Annotated in this window: 16 protein-coding genes and 1 pseudogene; 11 read left to right on the top strand and 6 right to left on the bottom strand. The window is 74.6% G+C overall.

Features of this window, described 5'->3' with window-relative positions:
• The first annotated feature begins 1 nt into the window (after position 1).
• The gene (locus ACQP60_RS15880; protein WP_429734543.1) at positions 2-1,393 is read left to right on the top strand and encodes an amino acid permease; all 1,392 of its coding nucleotides are present in this window, start codon (positions 2-4) and stop codon (positions 1,391-1,393) included.
• On the opposite strand, the gene ACQP60_RS15875 is transcribed toward ACQP60_RS15880, so the two are convergent.
• On the bottom strand, positions 1,365-2,696 hold the full coding sequence (locus tag ACQP60_RS15875; RefSeq protein WP_429734541.1) for an NAD(P)/FAD-dependent oxidoreductase: 1,332 nt from the start codon (positions 2,694-2,696) through the stop codon (positions 1,365-1,367). The two genes, ACQP60_RS15880 and ACQP60_RS15875, sit on opposite strands and share 29 nt — an antisense overlap.
• Before the next feature lie 92 nt (positions 2,697-2,788).
• Here ACQP60_RS15875 and ACQP60_RS15870 point away from each other — a divergent pair, with 92 nt between their 5' ends.
• Positions 2,789-3,451, top strand: coding sequence for an MOSC domain-containing protein (locus ACQP60_RS15870; protein ID WP_429734539.1), 663 nt, complete (start codon positions 2,789-2,791; stop codon positions 3,449-3,451).
• On the opposite strand, the gene ACQP60_RS15865 is transcribed toward ACQP60_RS15870, so the two are convergent.
• On the bottom strand, positions 3,405-4,628 hold the full coding sequence (locus ACQP60_RS15865; protein ID WP_429734537.1) for a hypothetical protein: 1,224 nt from the start codon (positions 4,626-4,628) through the stop codon (positions 3,405-3,407). The two genes, ACQP60_RS15870 and ACQP60_RS15865, sit on opposite strands and share 47 nt — an antisense overlap.
• 793 nt (positions 4,629-5,421) lie before the next feature.
• Here ACQP60_RS15865 and ACQP60_RS15860 point away from each other — a divergent pair.
• The gene (locus ACQP60_RS15860; protein WP_429734535.1) at positions 5,422-6,882 is read left to right on the top strand and encodes an HNH endonuclease signature motif containing protein; all 1,461 of its coding nucleotides are present in this window, start codon (positions 5,422-5,424) and stop codon (positions 6,880-6,882) included.
• Between the two features lie 256 nt (positions 6,883-7,138).
• On the top strand, positions 7,139-8,332 hold the full coding sequence (locus tag ACQP60_RS15855) for a metallophosphoesterase family protein (protein ID WP_429734533.1): 1,194 nt from the start codon (positions 7,139-7,141) through the stop codon (positions 8,330-8,332).
• Positions 8,333-8,354: 22 nt separating this feature from the next.
• Here the strand turns inward: ACQP60_RS15855 and ACQP60_RS15850 are convergent, their stop codons facing one another.
• Both ACQP60_RS15850 and ACQP60_RS15845 read right to left on the bottom strand, forming a co-directional pair.
• Positions 8,355-8,888 carry a PH domain-containing protein gene (locus ACQP60_RS15850; protein ID WP_429734531.1) on the bottom strand — a complete coding sequence of 178 codons (534 nt, stop codon included), beginning with the start codon at positions 8,886-8,888 and terminating at the stop codon, positions 8,355-8,357.
• A gap of 55 nt (positions 8,889-8,943) precedes the next feature.
• The gene (locus ACQP60_RS15845) at positions 8,944-9,582 is read right to left on the bottom strand and encodes a histidine phosphatase family protein (protein WP_429734529.1); all 639 of its coding nucleotides are present in this window, start codon (positions 9,580-9,582) and stop codon (positions 8,944-8,946) included.
• Between the two features lie 156 nt (positions 9,583-9,738).
• Here ACQP60_RS15845 and ACQP60_RS15840 point away from each other — a divergent pair, with 156 nt between their 5' ends.
• The 4 genes from ACQP60_RS15840 (at position 9,739) to ACQP60_RS15825 (ending at position 12,830) form a co-directional block, all read left to right on the top strand.
• On the top strand, positions 9,739-10,203 hold the full coding sequence (locus tag ACQP60_RS15840) for an NfeD family protein (protein WP_429734527.1): 465 nt from the start codon (positions 9,739-9,741) through the stop codon (positions 10,201-10,203).
• 40 nt (positions 10,204-10,243) lie between these two features.
• Positions 10,244-11,734, top strand: coding sequence for a flotillin family protein (locus tag ACQP60_RS15835; protein WP_429734525.1), 1,491 nt, complete (start codon positions 10,244-10,246; stop codon positions 11,732-11,734).
• A 79-nt stretch (positions 11,735-11,813) separates the two neighbouring features.
• Positions 11,814-12,494, top strand: coding sequence for a DsbA family oxidoreductase (locus tag ACQP60_RS15830; protein WP_429734523.1), 681 nt, complete (start codon positions 11,814-11,816; stop codon positions 12,492-12,494).
• Between the two features lie 156 nt (positions 12,495-12,650).
• A complete protein-coding gene (locus tag ACQP60_RS15825; RefSeq protein ID WP_429734521.1) occupies positions 12,651-12,830 on the top strand; it encodes a hypothetical protein in 180 nt (59 codons plus the stop codon).
• A 21-nt stretch (positions 12,831-12,851) separates the two neighbouring features.
• On the opposite strand, the gene ACQP60_RS15820 is transcribed toward ACQP60_RS15825, so the two are convergent.
• Both ACQP60_RS15820 and ACQP60_RS15815 read right to left on the bottom strand, forming a co-directional pair.
• Complete coding sequence (locus tag ACQP60_RS15820) at positions 12,852-13,808, bottom strand: DNA-3-methyladenine glycosylase family protein (protein ID WP_429734519.1); 957 nt, start codon at positions 13,806-13,808, stop codon at positions 12,852-12,854.
• Positions 13,809-13,812: 4 nt separating this feature from the next.
• Complete coding sequence (locus ACQP60_RS15815) at positions 13,813-14,427, bottom strand: ribonuclease H family protein (RefSeq protein WP_429734517.1); 615 nt, start codon at positions 14,425-14,427, stop codon at positions 13,813-13,815.
• Positions 14,428-14,632: 205 nt separating this feature from the next.
• Between ACQP60_RS15815 and ACQP60_RS15810 the strand changes: the two genes are divergently transcribed.
• From ACQP60_RS15810 to ACQP60_RS15800, 3 genes and pseudogenes are all read left to right on the top strand, one after another.
• Positions 14,633-15,778 carry a VIT1/CCC1 transporter family protein gene (locus tag ACQP60_RS15810; protein ID WP_429734515.1) on the top strand — a complete coding sequence of 382 codons (1,146 nt, stop codon included), beginning with the start codon at positions 14,633-14,635 and terminating at the stop codon, positions 15,776-15,778.
• Positions 15,779-15,891: 113 nt separating this feature from the next.
• Positions 15,892-17,754: a hypothetical protein gene (locus tag ACQP60_RS15805; protein ID WP_429734513.1), complete on the top strand. Its 1,863-nt coding sequence runs from the start codon at positions 15,892-15,894 to the stop codon at positions 17,752-17,754.
• A 107-nt stretch (positions 17,755-17,861) separates the two neighbouring features.
• Positions 17,862-19,629, top strand: a pseudogene (locus ACQP60_RS15800) (hypothetical protein); the annotation flags it as partial.

Here is a 19,629-nt window from a genome sequence, read left to right as displayed (position 1 = left end):
CGTGAGCACCCCCACGGATCCCGGCACGACGGCGCACGACGCCCAGCTCGCGCACGGCCTGCGCACGCGGCACCTGACGATGATGGGGCTGGGCTCCGCGATCGGGGCGGGCCTGTTCCTCGGCGCGGGCGTCGGCGTCGCGACGGCGGGCCCCGCCGTCCTGGTCAGCTACGCCATCGCGGGCGCGCTCGTCGTCCTCGTGATGCGGATGCTCGCGGAGATGGCGTCGGCGCTGCCCGCGTCGGGCTCGTTCTCCGTCTACGCGGAGGCGGCGCTGGGCCGCTGGGCCGGCTTCCTGCTCGGCTGGCTGTACTGGTTCACGCTGATCATGGTGCTGGGCGTCGAGGTGACGGGCGTGGCCGGCATCGTCAGCGGCTGGTGGCCCGACGTGCCGCAGTGGGTCGTGGCCGCCGTCGTCGTGGTGGTGCTGGGCGGCATCAACCTCGTGGGCGTGCGGCAGTTCGGCGAGTCGGAGTTCTGGTTCGCGGCGATCAAGGTGGCCGCCATCCTGGGCTTCCTGGTGGTGGGCGTCCTCATCGTGGTGGGCGTCATCCCGGTGACCGGCAGCGTGCTGGGCGACTGGGCCGCGCACGGCGGCTTCGCGCCCGCCGGCTGGGCGGGCATCGCGGCGGGCCTGCTCACCGTCGTCTTCGCGTTCGGCGGCATCGAGATCGTCGCGATCGCCGCGGCCGAGGCCCGCGACCCGCGCACCGCCGTCGCCCGTGCCACCCGCACCATCGTGTGGCGGATCCTGCTGTTCTACGTCGGCTCGGTCGCGATCATCGTCGCCCTGATCCCGTGGGACGACGCCGCGGCGCTGGAGTCGCCGTTCGTCTCCGTGCTGCAGCTCGCCGGGTTCGAGGGCGCCGCGCGGCTCATGGAGGTCGTCGTGGTGCTGGCGCTGCTCAGCGCGTTCAACGCGAACGTCTACGGCACGTCGCGGATGCTCTTCTCCCTCGGCCAGCGCGACGACGCGCCGCCCGCCACCACCCGGGTCTCGCGCCGCGAGGTGCCGTGGGTGGCCGTGCTCGTGTCCGTGTTCTTCGGCGTCGTCGCCGTCGGCCTCAACTGGCTGCTGCCCGCGCAGATCCTCACGATCCTGCTCAACGCCGTCGGCTCCGCGCTGTTCGTCGTGTGGCTCCTCATCACGGTCTCGCAGCTGCGCCTGCGCCCGCGCCTGGAGGCCGACGCCGCGCGCGCCGGCGAGCGGATGCGGCTGCGGATGTGGGGCTACCCGTACCTCACGTGGGTCACGCTCGCGGGGCTCGTCGCCCTCGCCGGGCTCATGCTCTCCGACCCGGCGGCGCGCGCCCAGCTCGTCGCCACGGGCGGGCTGGTCGTCGTGATCCTCGCGGTCTACGCCGTCACGCGTCGGGTGCGCGCCGCTCGGTAGCGTCGTCTGCGGCGCTGTCCGGCTTCGTCGGCCGGATCGTGGGCACGTCGCCGACGATCGGGATCGGGCGGCGGTGGAACGGGAAGCCGTACCGGGTCACGAGGCCGGCGAGCGTCGTGACGCGGTTGCGGGGCCCGACGAGCGACATGATGTGCACGAACAGCCACACGAGCCAGGCGAGCCCGCCCGTGAGGCGCAGCATCTTCGACGTCACGGGCAGCGTGATCTCGGCGATCGCGGCGCGGCGGCCGATGACCGCCATCGTGCCCTTGTCGTGGTAGCTCAGCGGCTCGGTGGCGCGTCCCTCCAGCAGCGCGAGGAGGTTGCGGGCCACCTGCTGGCCGCCCTGGATGGCGGGCTGGGCGAGCTGCGGCAGCCAGTCGGGCGTCTCGGCGATGTCCCCGATGGCGAAGACGCCGGGCCGGCCCTCGACCTGCAGGTCCGCGCCGACGGCGATGCGGCCGCCCTTGCGGCGGGGCAGGTCCCAGTCGTCCACCTCGGGGTGCGGGCCGACGCCGGCGGACCAGACCGTGAGGTCCGCGCGGATGCGGGTGCCGTCGGTGAGCACGACCGCGTCCGGCCGCACCTCCGCGACGCCCGCCCCCAGGTGCAGCTTCACGCCCCGGTGCCCCAGCTCCTTCGCCGCGTACTCGCGCAGGCTCGGGTGGAACGACTTGAGCAGCTCGCCACCGCGCTGCACCACCGTGATCTCGAACGCGTCGCCGCGGATCTCGGGGTAGGCGGGCGCGAGCCCGGCGGTGCGCAGCTCGGCGAGCGCGCCCGCGACCTCGACCCCGGTGGCGCCACCGCCCACGACGACGACGCGCAGGCCGTCGTCGGTCTCGGGCGTGAACGCGGAGTTCTCCAGCCGGATGAAGAGCTGGTCGCGGATCTTCAGCGCCTGCGACCGCGAGTACATCCCGAACGCGTTCTCCTTGGCGCCCGGGGTGTCGAAGAAGTTCACGGTGACGCCGTTGGCGAGCACGAGGAAGTCGAACGAGATCGTCTCGTCGTTCGCGAGCCGGATGGTGCGGGCGTCGTGGTCGATGCCGACCAGGTGCTCGTGCAGCACCCGCAGGTTCTTCTGCTTGAGGCGCAGCCCGCGGAGCCAGTAGGTGACGTCACCGGGGTTCAGCCCGCCGGTCGCGACCTGGTACAGCAGCGGCTGGAACGTGTTGTAGACGCGCCGCTCGACGAGCGTGACCCGCACCGGCGCCTTCGCGAGCGCCTTCACCACCGCGAGACCGCCGAACCCTCCGCCGACGACCACGACATGGGGGAGGTTCTCGGTGCGCTCGCTCACGGGGACCACGGTAGGTGACGCGCGCCCCGACGGCCTGCCGCCGGCGGTGTGAGGTGCGGCGCTGACCGATCTCGGCCTGAGAGGATGCTGCCGTGCCCGAGCTCCTCGCCGTCTGCCGCGTGTTCGCCCTCCTGCCCGACGCCGGGACGGTGGGCGTCACCGCCATCGACAAGCGCCCCGTCCAGGGGCGGGTCAAGGCCCGCCCGTACGGGCTGTACGCGGACGTGCAGGCGGACCGCGCCAACCACGGCGGTCTGGACCAGGCGGTCTACGCCTACGCCCAGGAGGACGCCGAGTGGTGGGGCGCGGAGCTGGGCTACGAGGTGACGCCGGGGCTGTTCGGCGAGAACCTGCGCACCCGCGGGCTGGAGGTGAGCCGCGCCATGGTCGGCGAGCGGTGGCGGGTGGGCACGGCCCTGCTCGAGGTGACGCTGCCGCGCACGCCGTGCCAGACGTTCGCCCGCCGCCTCGACTCGCCGCCGCGCTGGGTGCGCCGCTTCACGCAGACGAACCGGACCGGCGCGTACCTGCGGGTCGTCGAGAACGGCGACCTCGCCGCGGGCGACGCCGTCGAGGTGGTGCACCGGCCTGCGCACGGCGTGACGCTCGCGGACTGGTTCGGCGCGTACAACCGGCTCGACGGCGCGCCCGTGCTCGCCGACGTCGCGAAGGCCCTGGTGGTGGCCCACGACGTCGGCGAGCTGCGCCTCAGCGACGAGCTGCGGGAGCGGGCCGAGAAGGCCCTCGGCGGCTGACGACGGGGGCGTCCTCGATGCCGTCGTCGATGCCGTCCTCGACGGTGTCCCCGGCCCCGTACCGGTGACCCGCGTACCCCCAGACGGCGAGGGCGAGCGCGGGCCCCCAGAACCAGGCGGGGAAGTAGAGGGCCCCGGCCCAGCCCATCATGACGATCATGGGGACGGCGGCGCCGCAGAGCATGACGGCGACGATCGCGCCGGGCACGATGGCGGCGGCCGGCGGCACGGGCCGCCCGGCGCGGCGGCCGAACCAGCGCGGCAGGCGCTCGCCCCACGGCAGGATCAGGCCGAGCGTGAGGACGATGCCGAGCCAGGCGCCGCTCGAGAGCGACAGACCCTGGATGCGGACGGCGAGGGTCAGCTCCTCCGCGGGCCCCGCGAACTGCGGCCACGGGGTGAGCCACGTGGCGCGGGCGAGCGCGTAGGGCAGCGGGCCGAGCGCCGCGACGATCGTGAACAGCCGCCGGTGCCGGGTGACCCAGGCGGTGGCGGACTGCAGCGACCCGCGCCGCCAGGCGCGGACGGCGACGAGACCGGTCCAGGCCGCCGCGGTCGCCAGCGGCAGCAGCACGGACGGCAGGGCCCACGGCTCGCGCGCCAGGCCCGTCGTGATCGCGTCCCACCAGTCGGCGAACGACTCGCGGCCGACGACGACGCCGACGACGGCGAGCACCGCGACCGCGGCGATCGGCAGCCGCCACGCGGGGCGGGTGCGGAACACCTGCACGCCCGCCCACACGGCGAGCACCGGGACCGCGAACGACACGAGGTAGCCGGCGGCGGGCAGGGTGCCCGAGCCCTGGGCGAGGAGCCCGAACGCCACGACCTCGAGGACGCCGACGGGGGCGACGAGGCGCGCGGCGGCACCGGCGGTGGGGCGGACGAGCGCGGCGGCGGCGGTCACGACGCCGAGCAGCGCGGCGGCGAGCAGGAACAGCTCGAGCGACGCCGCGGGCACGAGCTCCGCGCCGAGCATGCGGCCGTCGGGGAGGAGGGGGTCGACCTCCGGCCGGACGAGGAACCAGCCGAGCAGGGCCGCCGTCGCGGCGGACGCCGCGAGCGCGGCGCCGGCCAGACGACGGTCCGGCGGCGCCTCGGCGGTGCCGGCGCCGGAGCCGGGTCCCGGGCCGGCGTCGCGCCGAGGGAGGTCTCGGGGGAAGGACGTGCTGGTCATCGTGCTGCCTCCGGTCGGTGGGTGGGTGTGCTCCCACGCTCGCGCCCGCGGCCGGCAGGGGCTTCCCCCGTGCGGGGGATGCGCGTCCCCCGCGCACGGGAACCTGCGTCAGCGCGGCCGGCATCATGGCTGCGGTGTGGCGCGACGTCGTGCCGCTGCTGGACGACGGCCTCGACGTCGTCGGCCGGGACCTGCCGGGCCACGGGCCGTCGCCGGGGGTGGCACCGGGCTCGATGGACGACCTCACCGTGGCCGACCTGGCGGCGACGGTGCTCGCGCACGTCGACCGCTCGCAGGCACTGCCCGAGCGGGTATCCACAAGCCCTTGTGAGGGAGTGTCGTTGACGCTAGAGTCGAACACATGTTCGAAGACGACGGAGCCCGAGCCGCCCCGCCCGCGGCCGCGCGCCCTCGTTCTCGGGCACTTGGCTCCGGCGTGGCCTGTGCCCAGGCCGCGCCGGAGCCGCCCACGTCGCGCGCGCCGCACGTCACGGCGGTGCGCGCGACGGTCCTCGAGCGGGCGCTCGCCAGGCTGCTCTGGGACGGCTCCGGCGGCCGTGTGTCTGGCAGGACCCGCGATGTCCTCGACGGCCGCGTCGCCGACCTGCGCTGGTCGTCCGCTGGTGCCGTGCTGGACGGCAGGGCGGTCGACGGCAGGGCTGTCGGCGTCAGGGTGGCTGACGGTGGTGCACCGGGCGGGAGGGCGGCCGGGGGCGGCGCACCGGGCGGGCTGCGCGACCGTCCTCCGGCGCACCCCGTGCCTGCGTTCCACTCCGCGGGCGGACAGGGGCCCGTGACCGCGCCCGGGCCGGGAGACGGTCGCCCGCTGCTCGCCGTGCTGGACGACACGGAGGCGGGGCCCGACCTCGCGGGCAGGCTGGCAGCGCTTGACGAGGCCGAGCTGGACGACTTCACGATCCTCGAGGTGCTGGCGGCCTGGGAGCGGGTTGCGGCGTGGGCGCAGGCAGGCTCGGCGCGCGTGCTGGCCGAGATGCTGGAACGCACGCGCGGCTCGGCGCGGCACGAGTTCGTCGCCGACGCGGTCGCGGCGCGGCTCGGTCTGACCCGGAACGCGGCCGCGCAGCACGTCACGGTCGCGCACGGGACCGCTCGGCTGCCCGAGGTGGCGGACGCGCTCGCCGCGGGAGTCGTCGACCGGCGCAAGGCCGAGGCGCTGATCGAGGCAGGCCGCCTGCCCGACGACGTCCGCCGCGAGGTGATCGCCGGCCTCCTGCCCGACGTCGAGCACCTCACCGTGCCGCAGATCCACGCGCGGCTCCGGCGTGCCGAGATCGAGGCCGACCCGGAGGGCAGCGAGGAGCGGCGCCGCGCCGCCCGCGCGGAGCGCTTCGTCCGGCTCGAGCCCGTCGACGACGCGATGGCCTACCTCACCGCCTACCTGCCGGCGGACGACGCCGCGCGCGTGTTCGCCGCCGTCGACGACGCCGGTCTCGCGCTGCGCCGTGCACCGGGCGAGTCCCGTCGGCTCGACGAGTGCCGTGCCGACGCCCTCACCGCCCTCGTCACCGGCCGCCTGGCGGCCGGGCAGCAGCCGCCCGATGAGCCCGCCGATCGGTTCGCGACCGGCGAGGCCGGGATCGGGCCCGCTGCGATCGGGCCGACTCCCACCGGGCCGGTCGTCTCCGGTCGGGCGACGGTCCGCGGCACCCCGTCGGCCGTGGGCGGGCCGGTGCCTGCGGCACGCTCGCGCGGCTGCATCCGGGTGACGGTCGCGGCGTCGACCCTGCTCGGCTCGGACGACCTGCCCGCGATCCTGGCGGGCCACGGGCCGATCCCGGCGGACATGGCGCGGGCGCTCGCCTCCGACCCGGACGCCGTCTGGCAGCGCCTGTTCACGGATCCCGGGAGCGGCGTGCTCACCGATGTGTCGTCCCGCTCGTACCGCCCGAGCGCCGCCCTGCGCGCCGCGGTCGTCGCGCGGGACGTCACGTGCACGTTCCCCGGTTGCCGGGTGCCCGCCGCGACATCCGATCTCGACCACGTCGACCCCGACGATCCCGCGTCGGACGACCCGCAGACCCACGGCGACAACCTGCACGCGTTGTGCCGCACCCACCACCGGGCCAAGACTGTCGGCGGGTGGCAGGTCGCTCGCGACCCGGACGACGGGCGCACCACCTGGGTCGCGCCCACCGGGCACCGGTTCGCCCGTGATCCCGTGGTCCAGGACCCGCGGATCGCCGCACGACCCGTCCGCCGACGGCGCGACCAGGAGGGGCCGCCGCCCTTCTGATCGGAGCCGGCCGGTCCTGACGAGCGACGATCGCTGTGGTCGCTGTGGCTTTCGCCGTCGCCGTCGCCGTCGCCGTCGCCGTCGCCGATGCCAGTGTCGATCTCGATCTCGATCTCGATCTCGATCTCGACGTCGGCGGCTGCGCTGTGCGGAAGCGCCCGCTCCTGACCTGGGGCTCTGCTGTTCCCACGCCGTGCACGGGAGGTTCATCGCCCGGTGGGCCCGGAGTTCTCCTGGCGCTCCTACGGTCCGGGTCATGACCGAGAACTCGAACGAGCATGTCGACGACTCCGAGCGGAGCGGGTTGGGCCGCCGCACGTTCATGACCCTCACCGGGCTGGGCGCGGCGGGGACGGCCGTCGCTGCGGCGCCGTCGGCCGCGGCGTCCCCGGGGGCCGGACGAGGCCCCCGGCTGCGCTTCCGCAAGGACGGCACGTACACGATCGTGCAGTTCAACGACACGCAGGACGACGAGAAGATCGACCGTCGCACGCTGGAGCTCATGCGCGCGGTGCTGGACGACGAGCAGCCGGACCTGGTGATCCTCAACGGCGACAACATCACGGGCGGCTGCGACACCCCGCTCGGGATGCGGCAGGCGATGAACAACGTCGCGCAACCGATGGAGGAGCGGCAGATCCCCTGGGCGATCACGTTCGGCAACCACGACGAGGACTCGACGCCGACCAGCGGGGTGGACGAGGCGCAGATGCTCGCGTTCTACCGCTCGTACCGCTACAACGTGAACGGCCCGACGGCGAAGGGCGTCACCGGCCAGGGCAACTCGCACCTGCTGATCGAGGGCAGGAACGGGACGCCGGCGTTCAACGTGTGGCTGCTCGACTCGGGCCGGTACGCCCCGAGCACGATCGACGGCCAGGACCTCACCGGCTACCCGACGTGGGACTGGGTGCGGATGGACCAGGTGGACTGGTACTACCGCACCTCGGTCGAGCTGGAGCGGCGGTACCGCCGCACGATCCCGTCGCTGATGTTCATCCACATCCCGCTGTGGGAGTACCGGTTCATGTGGTTCGGCTCGGTGGACGGCCGCACCGCCGCGGACCACGAGCGGGGCGTCGCGCGCCACCGGATCGTGGGGGAGCGCAACGAGGAGGAGTGCCCGGGCCCGTTCAACTCCGGGCTGTTCTCGGCGGTCCAGCACCGCGGCGACGTCAAGGGCATCTTCTGCGGCCACGACCACGTCAACACGTACTCGGGCAGCTACTACGGCGTGCTGCTGGGCTACGCCGGCAACACCGGGTTCGGCACGTACGGGCTGAGCGGCGCGGAGCGCAACCGCCTCCGGGGTGCGCGTGTCTACCGGCTCGACGAGTCCGCGGACGGCGTGCTCGTGGACACCACGATGCGCTTCGCGTCCGAGTTCGGCATCGACCTCACGGCCGACGACCAGTGGATGGAGCCGCTGCCCCTGCCGCGCGGCAAGTGACGGGCGGCCGGCCCGTCGAGCATCAGCGACGGCGCCCGCGCGACGGCTCGGTCGGCGGCCACTCGCCGTCGTCCGAGCCGTCGTCGGCGTGGTGCAGCAGCTCCTGCAGCTGCACCTGCACGCGCTCGACGCGCGGGACGTCGCGCAGCACCATGCCCGCCTTCTCGGTGGCGTCGGAGACCTGCAGGGTGCCGCAGCCGAGCAGGCGGTCGAGGAGGTCCTTCTCGAGCGCGATGTCGTTGATGCGGTAGAGCGGGATGTCCCGGCCCACGCGCGTGATGATCCCGGAGCGCATGGCGATGCGCTTGGTGGTGACGGTCCACGAGGTCGTGCGCCACTTCAGCCACGGCACGAGCACCCAGACGACGGCGACGACGGCCAGCAGGCCGAGCACGATCCACCGGACGACGTCGTCCATGGGGATGACGAACGTGAACGCCGCGGCGACGAGCAGCACGAGCAGCAGCAGGAACGGCCACACCACGGCCTTCGCGTGCTCGTGCAGGTCCATGACCACGCGCTCGCCGTCGATGAGGTCGTCGTCGTTCAGCGCCATGGCGCACATCGTGCCAGACGGCGGACGGGGCGCGGGGGCGCCGCCCACAGGCCGCTCACACGTGCGGCGGCAGGTTCCAGCCCTCGATGGTGCGCAGGTCGTGGCCGTACCCGAGCTGGCAGATCGCGGCGGTGCCGAGCTCCAGGCGCGCGCCGTAGCGCGGGTCGACGCCGAGCCAGGCGGTCGCGAGCACGCGCAGCAGGTGGCCGTGCGCCACGGCCAGCACGTTGCCGCCGTCCTGCAGAGTCGCGTCCGCGCGCTCCACGAAGCGCCGGGCGCGCGCAGCGACGTCGTCCAGGAGCTCGCCGGGCCGGCCCTCGCCGTGCTCCGGGTCGGGCGGCAGCACGCGCACGCCGTCGTCGAAGATCTGGAACTCGTGGCCGAGGAGGGCGCCGACGTCGGCGCTGGTGCGCCCGTCCACCGGCCCGTAGTCCCACTCGGCGAGGTCCGGGTCGACGACGGCGTCCGGGTGCCCGGCCAACGCGGCCGTGCGGCGGGCACGCTCGAGCGGGGACGTGTAGACGGCGGAGAACTCGATGCCCGCCACGGCCCGCCCCGCGGTGCGGGCCTGCTCCTCGCCGGCGGGCGTGAGCGCGATGTCGGTGCGGCCGGTGTGCTGGCCGCTCACGCTCCACTCCGTCTCGCCGTGGCGCAGGAGCACGAGCTGGGGGTCCTTGCTCGGCACGAGAGGCATGCTCCGAGCATCACGCAGACCCGCGGCGACGGCACGCGCACGGACCGCGGAGGGGCCTGTGGACGGACTGTCCAGGAAGCGCCCAGAGTTCGCTAGGGTGTCGTCGCCGTCACAGGACCGTCACATCTTCATCACCCGCCACCGGGGAGGCCGCGCGTGCTCGTCTTCGTTCTCATCGGCGCCGCAGGGATGGTCCTGCTGCTCGTGTCGCTCCTCGTCGGCGAGCTGGTCGACCTCGGCGACGGCGCGCTCTCGGGCACCTCGCTCGGCGTCGGCGCGGTCGTCTTCGGCGCCGTGGGCACGATCGTCGTCGCGAACGACCTCGCGACGTGGGTCGCGTACGTCGCGTCCGCGGTCGTCGGGCTCCTGGCCGTCGTCCTCGCGCAGGCGCTGGTGCGCCGGCTCGCGTCGAGCGACGACAGCGTCGCCGTCTCGCTCGTCGGCGCGCACGGCACGGCGACGACGGACGTGACGGCCACGTCGGGCGAGGTCTCCCTCGACGTCCCGAGCGAGCTCGAGCGCCGCCTGGCGCGCTCCGACGAGCCCATCGCCGCGGGCAGCCGCGTCGTCGTGCTCGAGCACTCCGGTTCCACCGTCCGCGTCGGCCCGCACGTCGGCTGACCCTCCTCTAGCTGGAAGGAGACGCGCTCCGGCGCGCACCATGTTCGACTCGACCGACAGCAACTTCATCACCACGATCGCGGTGCTCGCGCTCGTGGTGGCGTTCCTCGCGGTAGGCATCTTCGTCGCCCAGCGCATCCGCCGCGTCCCGCCGAACCAGGCGCTCGTCATCGTCGGCCGCGGCGCCGGCAAGAAGGAGTCCGCCGCCCAGAGCCAGCGCGTCGTCATCGGTGGCCGCACGTTCGTCTGGCCGATCCTCCAGCAGGGCTTCGCGATCTCGCTCGAGCAGCGGCAGATCGGCATCACCGTCGAGGGCGTCGACAAGAACCGCATCAAGATCGCGATCAAGGCGTCGATCAACTTCAAGGTGCGGGGCGACGACGAGGGCGTGCGCCGCGCGGCGCAGCGCTTCCTGTCCCAGCAGGAGATGCTCACCGAGATCATCAAGGAGTCCCTCGAGGGCTCGCTGCGCTCCATCGTCGGCGACATGACGATCGAGCAGATCATCTCCGACCGCAAGGGGCTGTCCGACCGGGTCGTCGAGTCGACCAAGACCGACCTGGCCGAGCAGGGCCTCCAGGTCGACCTGCTCAACATCTCCGACATCTCCACCCCGGGGTCCGACTACCTGGCCAACCTCGGTCGCGCCGAGGGCGCCCGCGCGCTGCAGGTCGCGGAGGTCTCCGAGGCGGAGGCCCGTCGGGTGTCCGAGTTCGCCGTCATCGAGGCGGCCGAGCAGATCGCCGAGCGGCAGAAGGCGCTCGACCTCAAGAAGGCCGCCATCAAGGCCGACACCGACCGCGCGAACGCCGAGGCCGAGGCGGCGGGCCAGCTCGCCCGGGCCGAGCAGGACCGCCTCGTCGCCCAGCAGGAGCGCGAGGCGCTGGCCGAGCAGGCCCGCGTGACGCAGGAGCGCCTCGACATCGAGGTCCGCAAGCCGGCCGAGGCCAAGGCGTACGCCGAGGTCCAGGAGGCCACGGCCCGCCGTGACGCGGCGAACGCCGCGACCGAGGCCGACGCGTTCAAGCGCACCACCATCGCCGAGGCGAACAAGACGGCCGCGATCCAGGACGCCGAGGCGTCCGCCGCCGCCGTGCGCCGCGCCGGTGAGGCCGAGCGCGACCGCCAGGTGGCGCTCGCCGCCGGTATCAAGGCCGAGGGTGAGGCACGCGCCGCCGCGATCGAGGCCGAGGGGCGTGCCGAGGCCGTCGCCACGGACGCCAAGGCCGAGGCGCTGAAGAAGTACGGCGAGGCCGCCCTCGTGCAGGAGCTCATCGAGCGCCTGCCGGAGATCGTCCGTGCCGCGGCCGAGCCGATCGGCTCGATCCAGGGCATGACCGTCGTCTCCACCGACGGCGCGTCGTCGGTGACCAAGACGGTGGCGTCCGTGCTCGGCGAGGGCCAGGGCGTCGTCAAGCAGCTGACGGGCGTGGACATCCACCAGCTCATCGCCGGCATCGCGGGCGGGCAGCTGCCGACGTCCGACGGCGAGGCCAAGGCCGCGCCGGCGGGCACCGCGCCGCTCAACTGACCGGCCGTCGGCGGGGTCTGCGACGCACGACACGCCCCGCCGCGGGAATCGTCTCCCGCGGCGGGGCGTTCGTCTGTCCGTGACCACCACTGAGAAGACCCCCCTCAAGGTCGACGTCTGGTCGGACGTCGCGTGCCCCTGGTGCTACATCGGCAAGCGCCGCTTCGAGTCCGCGCTGCAGCGGATGGCGGAGCGCGACGGCGCCGCCCCCGACGTGGAGGTCGAGTACCACTCGTTCGAGCTCTCGCCCGACACCCCCGTCGACTTCGAGGGCACGGCCACCGAGTTCCTCGCCGACCACAAGGGCATCCCGCTGGAGACCGCCCAGCAGATGCAGGACCAGGTGACCGCGCTGGCCGCGGCCGAGGGGCTCACCTACCGGATGGACCAGGTGCGTCACACCAAGACGCTCAAGGCGCACGAGCTGCTGCACCTCGCCAAGGCGTTCGGCAAGCAGGACGAGATGAAGGAGCGCCTGCTGAAGGCGTACTTCACCGAGGGCGAGCACGTGGGCCACGTCGAGGACCTCGCCGACCTCGCCGCCGAGGTGGGCCTGGAGCGCGAGGCCGTCGTCGTCGCGCTGAACGCCGGCACCTACGCCGAGGCCGTCGCGGACGACATCGCCCGCGCCCGCGCCTACGGCATCAACGGCGTCCCGTTCTTCGTGCTCGGCGGCCGGTACGGCGTGTCCGGCGCGCAGGACCCGGACGTCTTCGTCCAGGTGCTCGACCAGGTGCTCGCGGAGGGCGACGCCGCCTGACGACGCCCGGCACGAGGCGCATCTCACACCGCCAGCCCTGGCTGTGAGACGCGGTATCACCGAGAATCGAGGCCAGCCCGCACCGTCGCGGGCGCCGCGGTCTCGGGCCCACCACGCCCGGTCGTACCGCGGCCGTGGTTCCGTTGGAGGAGAAACATGAACGACGCCACCGAGAGCTCGTACCGCTCGATCGCCAACCCGCGCCGCACCACGCTGATGACCGTCAGCGCGGCCGAGGCGGCGGCGCCCCACCACGGCGCGGACGAACGCCCGCTGCAGCTGCTGGGCGACGACGGCGCGGTCTGCGTGGACGGTGTGTGCAGCCTGCCGGAGTGACCGGCTGCCCCGCATGACCGGCTACATGGCGCGGTAGTCCGCGATCGACAGCCGCGGGCCCCGGCGCGGGGCCTGCGGTCTGCGGTCGAGGAACAGCAGCCGCACGACCCGGTGCCGATGAGGCGCGTACGGCGCGAGGAGCCGCAGCATCCCGTCGTCGTCGGCGCGCTCGCCGGTGAGCGCCCAGCCGACCGCGCCGGCGAGGTGGAAGTCGCCCACGGACACGGCGTCCGCGTCGCCGAACGCGCGCTGCGCGACCTCGGCGGAGGTCCACACCCCGACACCGGGCACCTTCTCGAGCCGGGCGCGAGCCTCGTCGGCCGGCATCGTCGCGGCGTCCTCGAGCCGCGCCGCGACCTGCGCGCACCGCACCGCCGTCGCCGCGCGGCGCGGGTCGACCCCCGCCCGGTGCCAGTCCCACGTCGGGACGGCCGCCCAGCCGCGCGCGGACGGCACCACCTTCAGGCCGTCGGGGGCGGGCCCCGGGGCGACCGAGCCGTGTCGCGAGACGAGCCACCGCCACGCGCGGTGCGCCGTCACGACCTGCACCTTCTGCTCGAGCACGGCGGGCACCAGGGCCTCGAGCACCCGGCCGCTGCGGCACATCCGCAGTCCGGGCGTGCGCCGCGCGACGTCGCGCGCCTGCGGCGGCGGGACGAAGCCGGAGGCGTCGTCGTCCTCGCCCAGCAGCTCGGGCACGGCGTCGGCGGCCTCCCGTGAGCCCGGGCCCCAGTGCTGCACGACGGCGGAGCACGCCCCTGTCGCGACGAATCGCTGCGTGACCGGCCCGGTGCGCACCAGCGTGGTGCGCCACACCGCGCCGTCGGGGGTGCGCCGGAACGTCGGGTCGTACGCACCGTGCCGCAGCGGGGCGAGCGTCAGCGCGAGGTCGAGCGGCCGGTCGGAGAGGTGCTCGACTGTGGCGTCGGCCGTCGCCCGCCGCACCGCCACGGGCGGTGCCGCGCTGGTCAGGGGCATCGCGCTAGTCAAAGAGGGTTCCGAGCTCCCAGCCGGTGTCGCTGCGCGCGCCGACGGGCGCGACGTCCCGCAGGGGTTCCGCGTCGCGCGCGGGACGGCCCGCCGGACGGTCCGCGCCGTCGTCGTGCGGGGTGGTGCCCGCGCCGGCGGCCTCCGTGAGCAGCAGCTCGTCGACGCCGCCGCGGCCCGCGGCCCAGTCCTGCGCGGCGAGGCCGGCGAGCTGGTCGGCGCGCTCGTTGAACGGGTTGCCCACGTGGCCGCGCACCCACCGGAACCGGACCGGGCCCTCGCGGCCCGAGATCGCGGCGTCGATGGAGCGGATCAGCTCGAGGTTCTTCACGGGGTCGCCGGACGCCGTGCGCCAGCCCTTCCGCTTCCACCCGTGGATCCACTCGGACGCGCAGCGGATCGCGTACTGCGAGTCGGACTCGATGAGGAGCGGCTCTGCTCCGGGATGCGCCTCGATCGCGCGCAGGAGCGCGGTGAGCTCCGCGACCTGGTTGGTGCCGGACGCGGCGCCGCCCGAGTCGAAGCGGCCGCCCTCGTGGGCGATCCACGCCCAGCCGATCGCGCCGCCGGGATTGCGGAGGCACGAGCCGTCAGTGCTGACAATGATCACGCCGGAGTCTCCCAGTGTCCGAGCCCCTGGTTGCCGCCCCCATTGTGCCCCGAGCCGGTGACACGCGGTGCCGCGTCCACGCCGCCGCCCGACGAACGCGGGACGGGTGGGCTGCGGACGCCCGAAAACTCCGGCGCGCGGCCCCGGAACGGGGCACGGCTCCGCCCGGAACCCATGGGCCGTCCCCAGCGGTGATCATGGCGGCATGCCCGAGAACGACACCGCCGCGCCCGACGGAGCCGAGCGCAAGCGGGCCGACATCCGCAAGTGGCGCCGCTACCTGGCCGACGAGCGGGCCGAGGCCGCCACGTACCGGGACCTCGCCCGCCGACGCACGGGCGAGGAGCGCGCGATCCTGCTCGCGCTCGCCGACGCCGAGAAGCGGCACGAGCAGCACTGGCTCGACCTCCTGGGCGACGACGTCGGGCGGCCGCTGCGCGGCGACCTGCGCACCCGCATGCTCGGCCTCCTCGCCCGCCGCTTCGGCGGGGTCTTCGTGCTCGCGCTCGCGCAGCGCGCCGAGGCCCGCTCGTCGTACGAGGCCGACGAGCACGCGACCGCCACCATGGCCGCGGACGAGCAGATCCACGGGGAGGTCGTCCGCGCGCTGGCCACCCGCGGCCGCAACCGGATGTCCGGCACGTTCCGCGCCGCGGTCTTCGGCGCCAACGACGGCCTGGTTTCCAACCTCGCCCTCGTGCTCGGCATCGGCGCCTCCGGCGTCTCGTCGCAGACCGTCCTCCTCACGGGCATCGCCGGCCTGCTCGCCGGGGCGCTGTCGATGGGCGCCGGCGAGTTCGTGTCGGTGCGCTCCCAGCGCGAGCTGCTCGAGGCCTCCACCCCCGACCCGAAGAGCGCCACCGTGCTGCCGCACCTCGACGTCGACGCCAACGAGCTCGCGCTCGTCTACCGCGCCCGGGGCATGTCGACCGACGAGGCGCAGGGCCGGGCCGACCGCGTGCTGGCCGGCCTCGCCGCGACCGGGACGCTCGCCCCGGAGGTGCTCCACGACGAGCGGGACGGCGAGTCCGTGCCGGCCCCGGTCGTCGAGCAGGACGACGACCTGGAGACGCACGGCACCGCCTGGGGCGCCGCGATCTCGAGCTTCTGCTTCTTCGCGTCCGGCGCGATCATCCCCGTGCTGCCCTACCTGCTGGGGCTCACCGGCTTCCCGGCCATCGCCGTCGCGGCCGCGCTCGTGGGCGTGTCGTTGCTGATCACGGGCGCGATCACTGGGCTCCTGTCCGGGACGTCGCCGTGGACGCGCGCGCTGCGCCAGCTCGCCATCGGGTTCGGTGCCGCGGCCGTCACGTACGCGCTCGGCCTGCTGTTCGGGACGTCGGTGGCCTGACGAGCGGGTGAAATCCTCGCCGCTCTTGTTGCGTGACCGTTGCTCGGGCGTCACAGTGTGAGCTGGGTCATGACCGAGCATCACGTGACCCGCGTGGCATCGAAGGGGGCCGAGTGGCACGCAGCGTGGACCGTGCTCCGGCGGCAGCAGGCCGCCGGCGCTGGCTCGCGCGCGTCGCCGGGACCGCGGTCGGGCTCGCCGGGGCCGCTGCGCTGAGCGTCACGCTCGCCGGGACCGCGTCCGCCGACGACGGCGACCACGAGGGCCCGTTGACGTCCGTCGTCCGGTCGCTCACCGACCACGGCGACCGCGCTCGCGGCGACAGCGAGCCTCGTCAGGAGACGGCGGCGCCAGAACCGGCCCGGAGCACACCCTCCGAGAGCGAGCAGGATCAGGGCGAGCCCGCAGACAGCGAGCCTGCGGCGCAGTCACCGGCCAAGGCCGCCGCTCCTGCGGAGCCCGCTCCCGCAAAGCCCGCGGTCGAGAAGGCTGCGGTCGAGAAGGCTGCGGTCGAGAAGGCTGCGGTCGAGAAGGCTGCGGAGGAGACGCCGGACGCCGAGCCCGACGTCGTCGAGGCTGACCCCGTCGAAGCTGACGCCGTCGAGCCTGACGCAGACGAGCCTGACGCAGACGAGGCCGCGGCTGTCGACGGCGAGCGGTCCGCCGAGCCCCGTCGCGACGTCGTCCGCGACGCGGTCGACGAGGCCGTCGCCCCCGTCCGCGAGAAGGCCGAGCGTCTGCACGAGGCCGTGCACCACGAGGTCGTGGCGCCCGCCGAGGAGACGGCGGAGCGGGAGACCCGCGAGCTGACCGGCGAGGCGGAGCAGGCGGCCGACGAACCGACCGAGGTGCCGGCCCCGGAACCGGGCCAGCCCGAGCGACCCGCCCACGCCGAGGACGCGCCGGCCGAGCTGCCGGACACCTCGCCTGCACCTGCGGAGGCGGCCGACGCTCCGACCGATGCTCCGGCCGACGAGCCCGCGGAGCGGGAGACGATGCTGGAGCCGGTGGCTCGCACCGTCGAGGCGGTGACGACTCCTGTCCGTGCGGTGACCGAACCGGTCGGCGCGCTGGTCGAGGGGATCGTCACCCCGCTGTCGCCGGTGGTGGAGCCGGTGTCCGGCGTGGTCGAGGGAATCACGACGCCGGTGGGCGGGGCGCTCGAGCCGGTGACGGGTGCGGCCGCGGAGACGCTGGCCCCCGTGACGACGACGCTGTCCCCGGTGCTGGAGCCGGTGGGCCGGGCGGTGCACGAGGTGACACGCCCGCTCGCCCCGGTGACGGACGGGCTGGGCGGCGTCGTCGCGCCGGTGGTGTCGACGCTGGACCCGGTGCTCGACCCGGTCGTCGGGCTCGTGACGCCGGTGACGGACTCGCTCGTTCCCGTCGTCGACCCGGTGCTCGGCGCGGCGGCCCCGGTGGTCGACGCGCTCGCGCCCGTGGTCGAGCCGGTCGGCGGGGCGCTGCAGCCCGTGGTGGAGCCCGTCGCGGACGCGCTGGCCCCGGCCGTCGAGCCCGTGCTGGACCCGGTGCTGGACCCCGTCCTCGGCCTACCCCGCCCGGACGACGGCGCCGTGCCTCCGGCGGCGGTGCCTGCCGAGCCGGCGGTCACCGCCGCGCCCGACACCTCCCCGGTGACCGTGCCGGCTGACGGGGCGGCGCGGGTCGTCGTCGCCGGTGCGAGCGCCTCGGTGCCGCTCGCACCGACCGTGCTCGTGCCCGCCGCCGCAGCCGGCGACGAGCTGCGTGCCGCGCCGTCGGACCGCGAGGCCGCGCCCGGCGAGCCGTCGGCGCCCGCCGTGAGCCCCGCGTCGTCGGGCTCGCCCTCGACCACCCGCGTGCCGTCGGGCGGCGACGCCGCCGCCGACCTCGCGGGCCGCACGCATCTCACCGCGCGGGCGTGGATCGCCCCCGCGGGCGACCAGCTCGACCGCCTTCCCGCGGTCGCCTTCGACATCCCCGTCTCTCCTGCCTGACGTGGCCGCGTCGCGCCCTGGTGCGCGACCGCGACCGCGGGCGGCGTCCGCCACCCGCGCACCACGTCAGTCAGGAGCGGATCATGCATACCCATGTCCGACGAGCGTTGAAGGTAGCGCTCGTCGCGGGCGGCCTGGTGGTCGCCGGGGCCGTGACGGCCCAAGCTGCGGACGATGACGTCGTCGACGCCACCGTCGGTGCGGACACCTCGGTCGACCTCCACCTCAGCGAGGTCTCCGAGGAGACGAACGACGCGGAGCTCGACACGCCCGTCGACCTCCCCGAGGTGGACACGGAGACCGTCGAGGCCGTGGTCGACTCCGTCGCCGGTGACGATGGCGCGGTCGACGACGTCGCCGGGCCGGACGAGCAGTCCGACACGACGACCGACGACCTCGTGGACGACGTCGCCGAGGACACGCACGCCGTCGCGGACGACGTGCAGTCCGGCGACGTCCAGGGTGTCGTGGAGGACGTCGCCGGCGAGGACGGCGTCGTCGACGACGCGATCGAGGACCAGCCCACCGAGCCGGCGGACGGCGACGCCGGGAGCGACGGTTCCGGGAGCGAGGGTTCCGGGACGGACGGTGCTGACGGTGGCTCGGCCGGCGACGACCGGGGGAGCGGCGGCGTGCCGCAGCCCGCGGAGCGTGGCGCCGGCGCCGCGGTCGACGAGACCGTGGACCGTGCGTCCGACGAGGTGTCGGACGTCGCGGGAGCCGCCGACGAGGCGCTCGGCACCGGTGCGGACGTCCGGGACACCGTCGACGGAGTCACCGGTGACGGGGGTGCCGTGGACGACGTCCTCGGCGCGGACGAGCCCGAGTCCGGCGTGTCGGACCAGGTTGCCGAGCACGTGGTCGACGACGTCGAGCAGGCTGCGGGACACCTCGCCGCCGGTGACGTCGACGGCGTCGTGGACGACGTCACCGCCGATGGCGGGGCCGTGGACGACGCGCTCGAGGACCAGGGTGTCGACGCGGCGCTCGAGCAGGTCGGCGAGACCACCGACACGGCGACCGGCGCGGTGGACGACGTCCTCGGGACCGGCACCGCGGTGCAGGACACCGTGGGCGGGGTCGCCGACGGCGCCGTCGACGCGGTGGCGGGTGAGGGCGGCGTCGTCGACGACGTCCTCGGTGCCGACGCGCCCGAGGCCGGAGTCACCGATGAGGTCGTGGAGCACGCGCTCGACGACGTCGACAGCACGCTCGACGGCGTCACCGCCGGCGACCTCGACGGCGTCGTGGACTCCGTCGTCGCCGACGACGGCCTCGTCGACGACGCGCTCGAGGGCGACGCGACCGGCGGGATCCCCGCCCTCGGCGACCTCGATGGTCTGGGTGATGTCGGTGATCTGACCGGTGTCGTGGATGGTCTGCCTGGTCTTGGTGGCCCTGAGCTGCCGGGTGTCGGGCTTGGTGACCTGGGCGGCCTGGGGGATCTGGGCGACCTTGGTGCGCTGCCCGACGTCGACGCCACGGTCGAGGGCGTGCTGGCCGGGGTCTCGGACGCGGCGGGTTCGGTGGATGCTGCGCTGGGTACCGAGCCGGTGGTGCAGGGCGCGGTGGACGGGCTGGCCGGTGAGGACGGCGTCGTGGACGACGTCCTGGGTGCCGACGAGCCCGAGGCCGGTGTGACGGACGAGGTCGTGGGGCACGCGCTCGACGACGTCGACGCCACGATCGGTGCGCTCACGGCCGGTGACCTGGACGGCGTGGTCGACTCGGTGGCCACGGACGACGGGTTGCTGGACGACGTGCTCGAGGACAACGCGGCTGACACCATCCTCGGTGACCTCGGTGACCTCGGTGACCTCGGTGACCTCGGTGACCTCGGTGACCTCGGTGACCTCGGTGACCTCGGTGACCTCG

The organism is Isoptericola variabilis, assembly GCF_050311655.1.
In the GTDB taxonomy this organism is placed as follows: Bacteria; Actinomycetota; Actinomycetes; order Actinomycetales; family Cellulomonadaceae; genus Isoptericola; species Isoptericola variabilis.
Note: the sequence above shows the minus strand (reverse complement) of the source record. Positions and strands in the feature narration are given on the sequence as shown.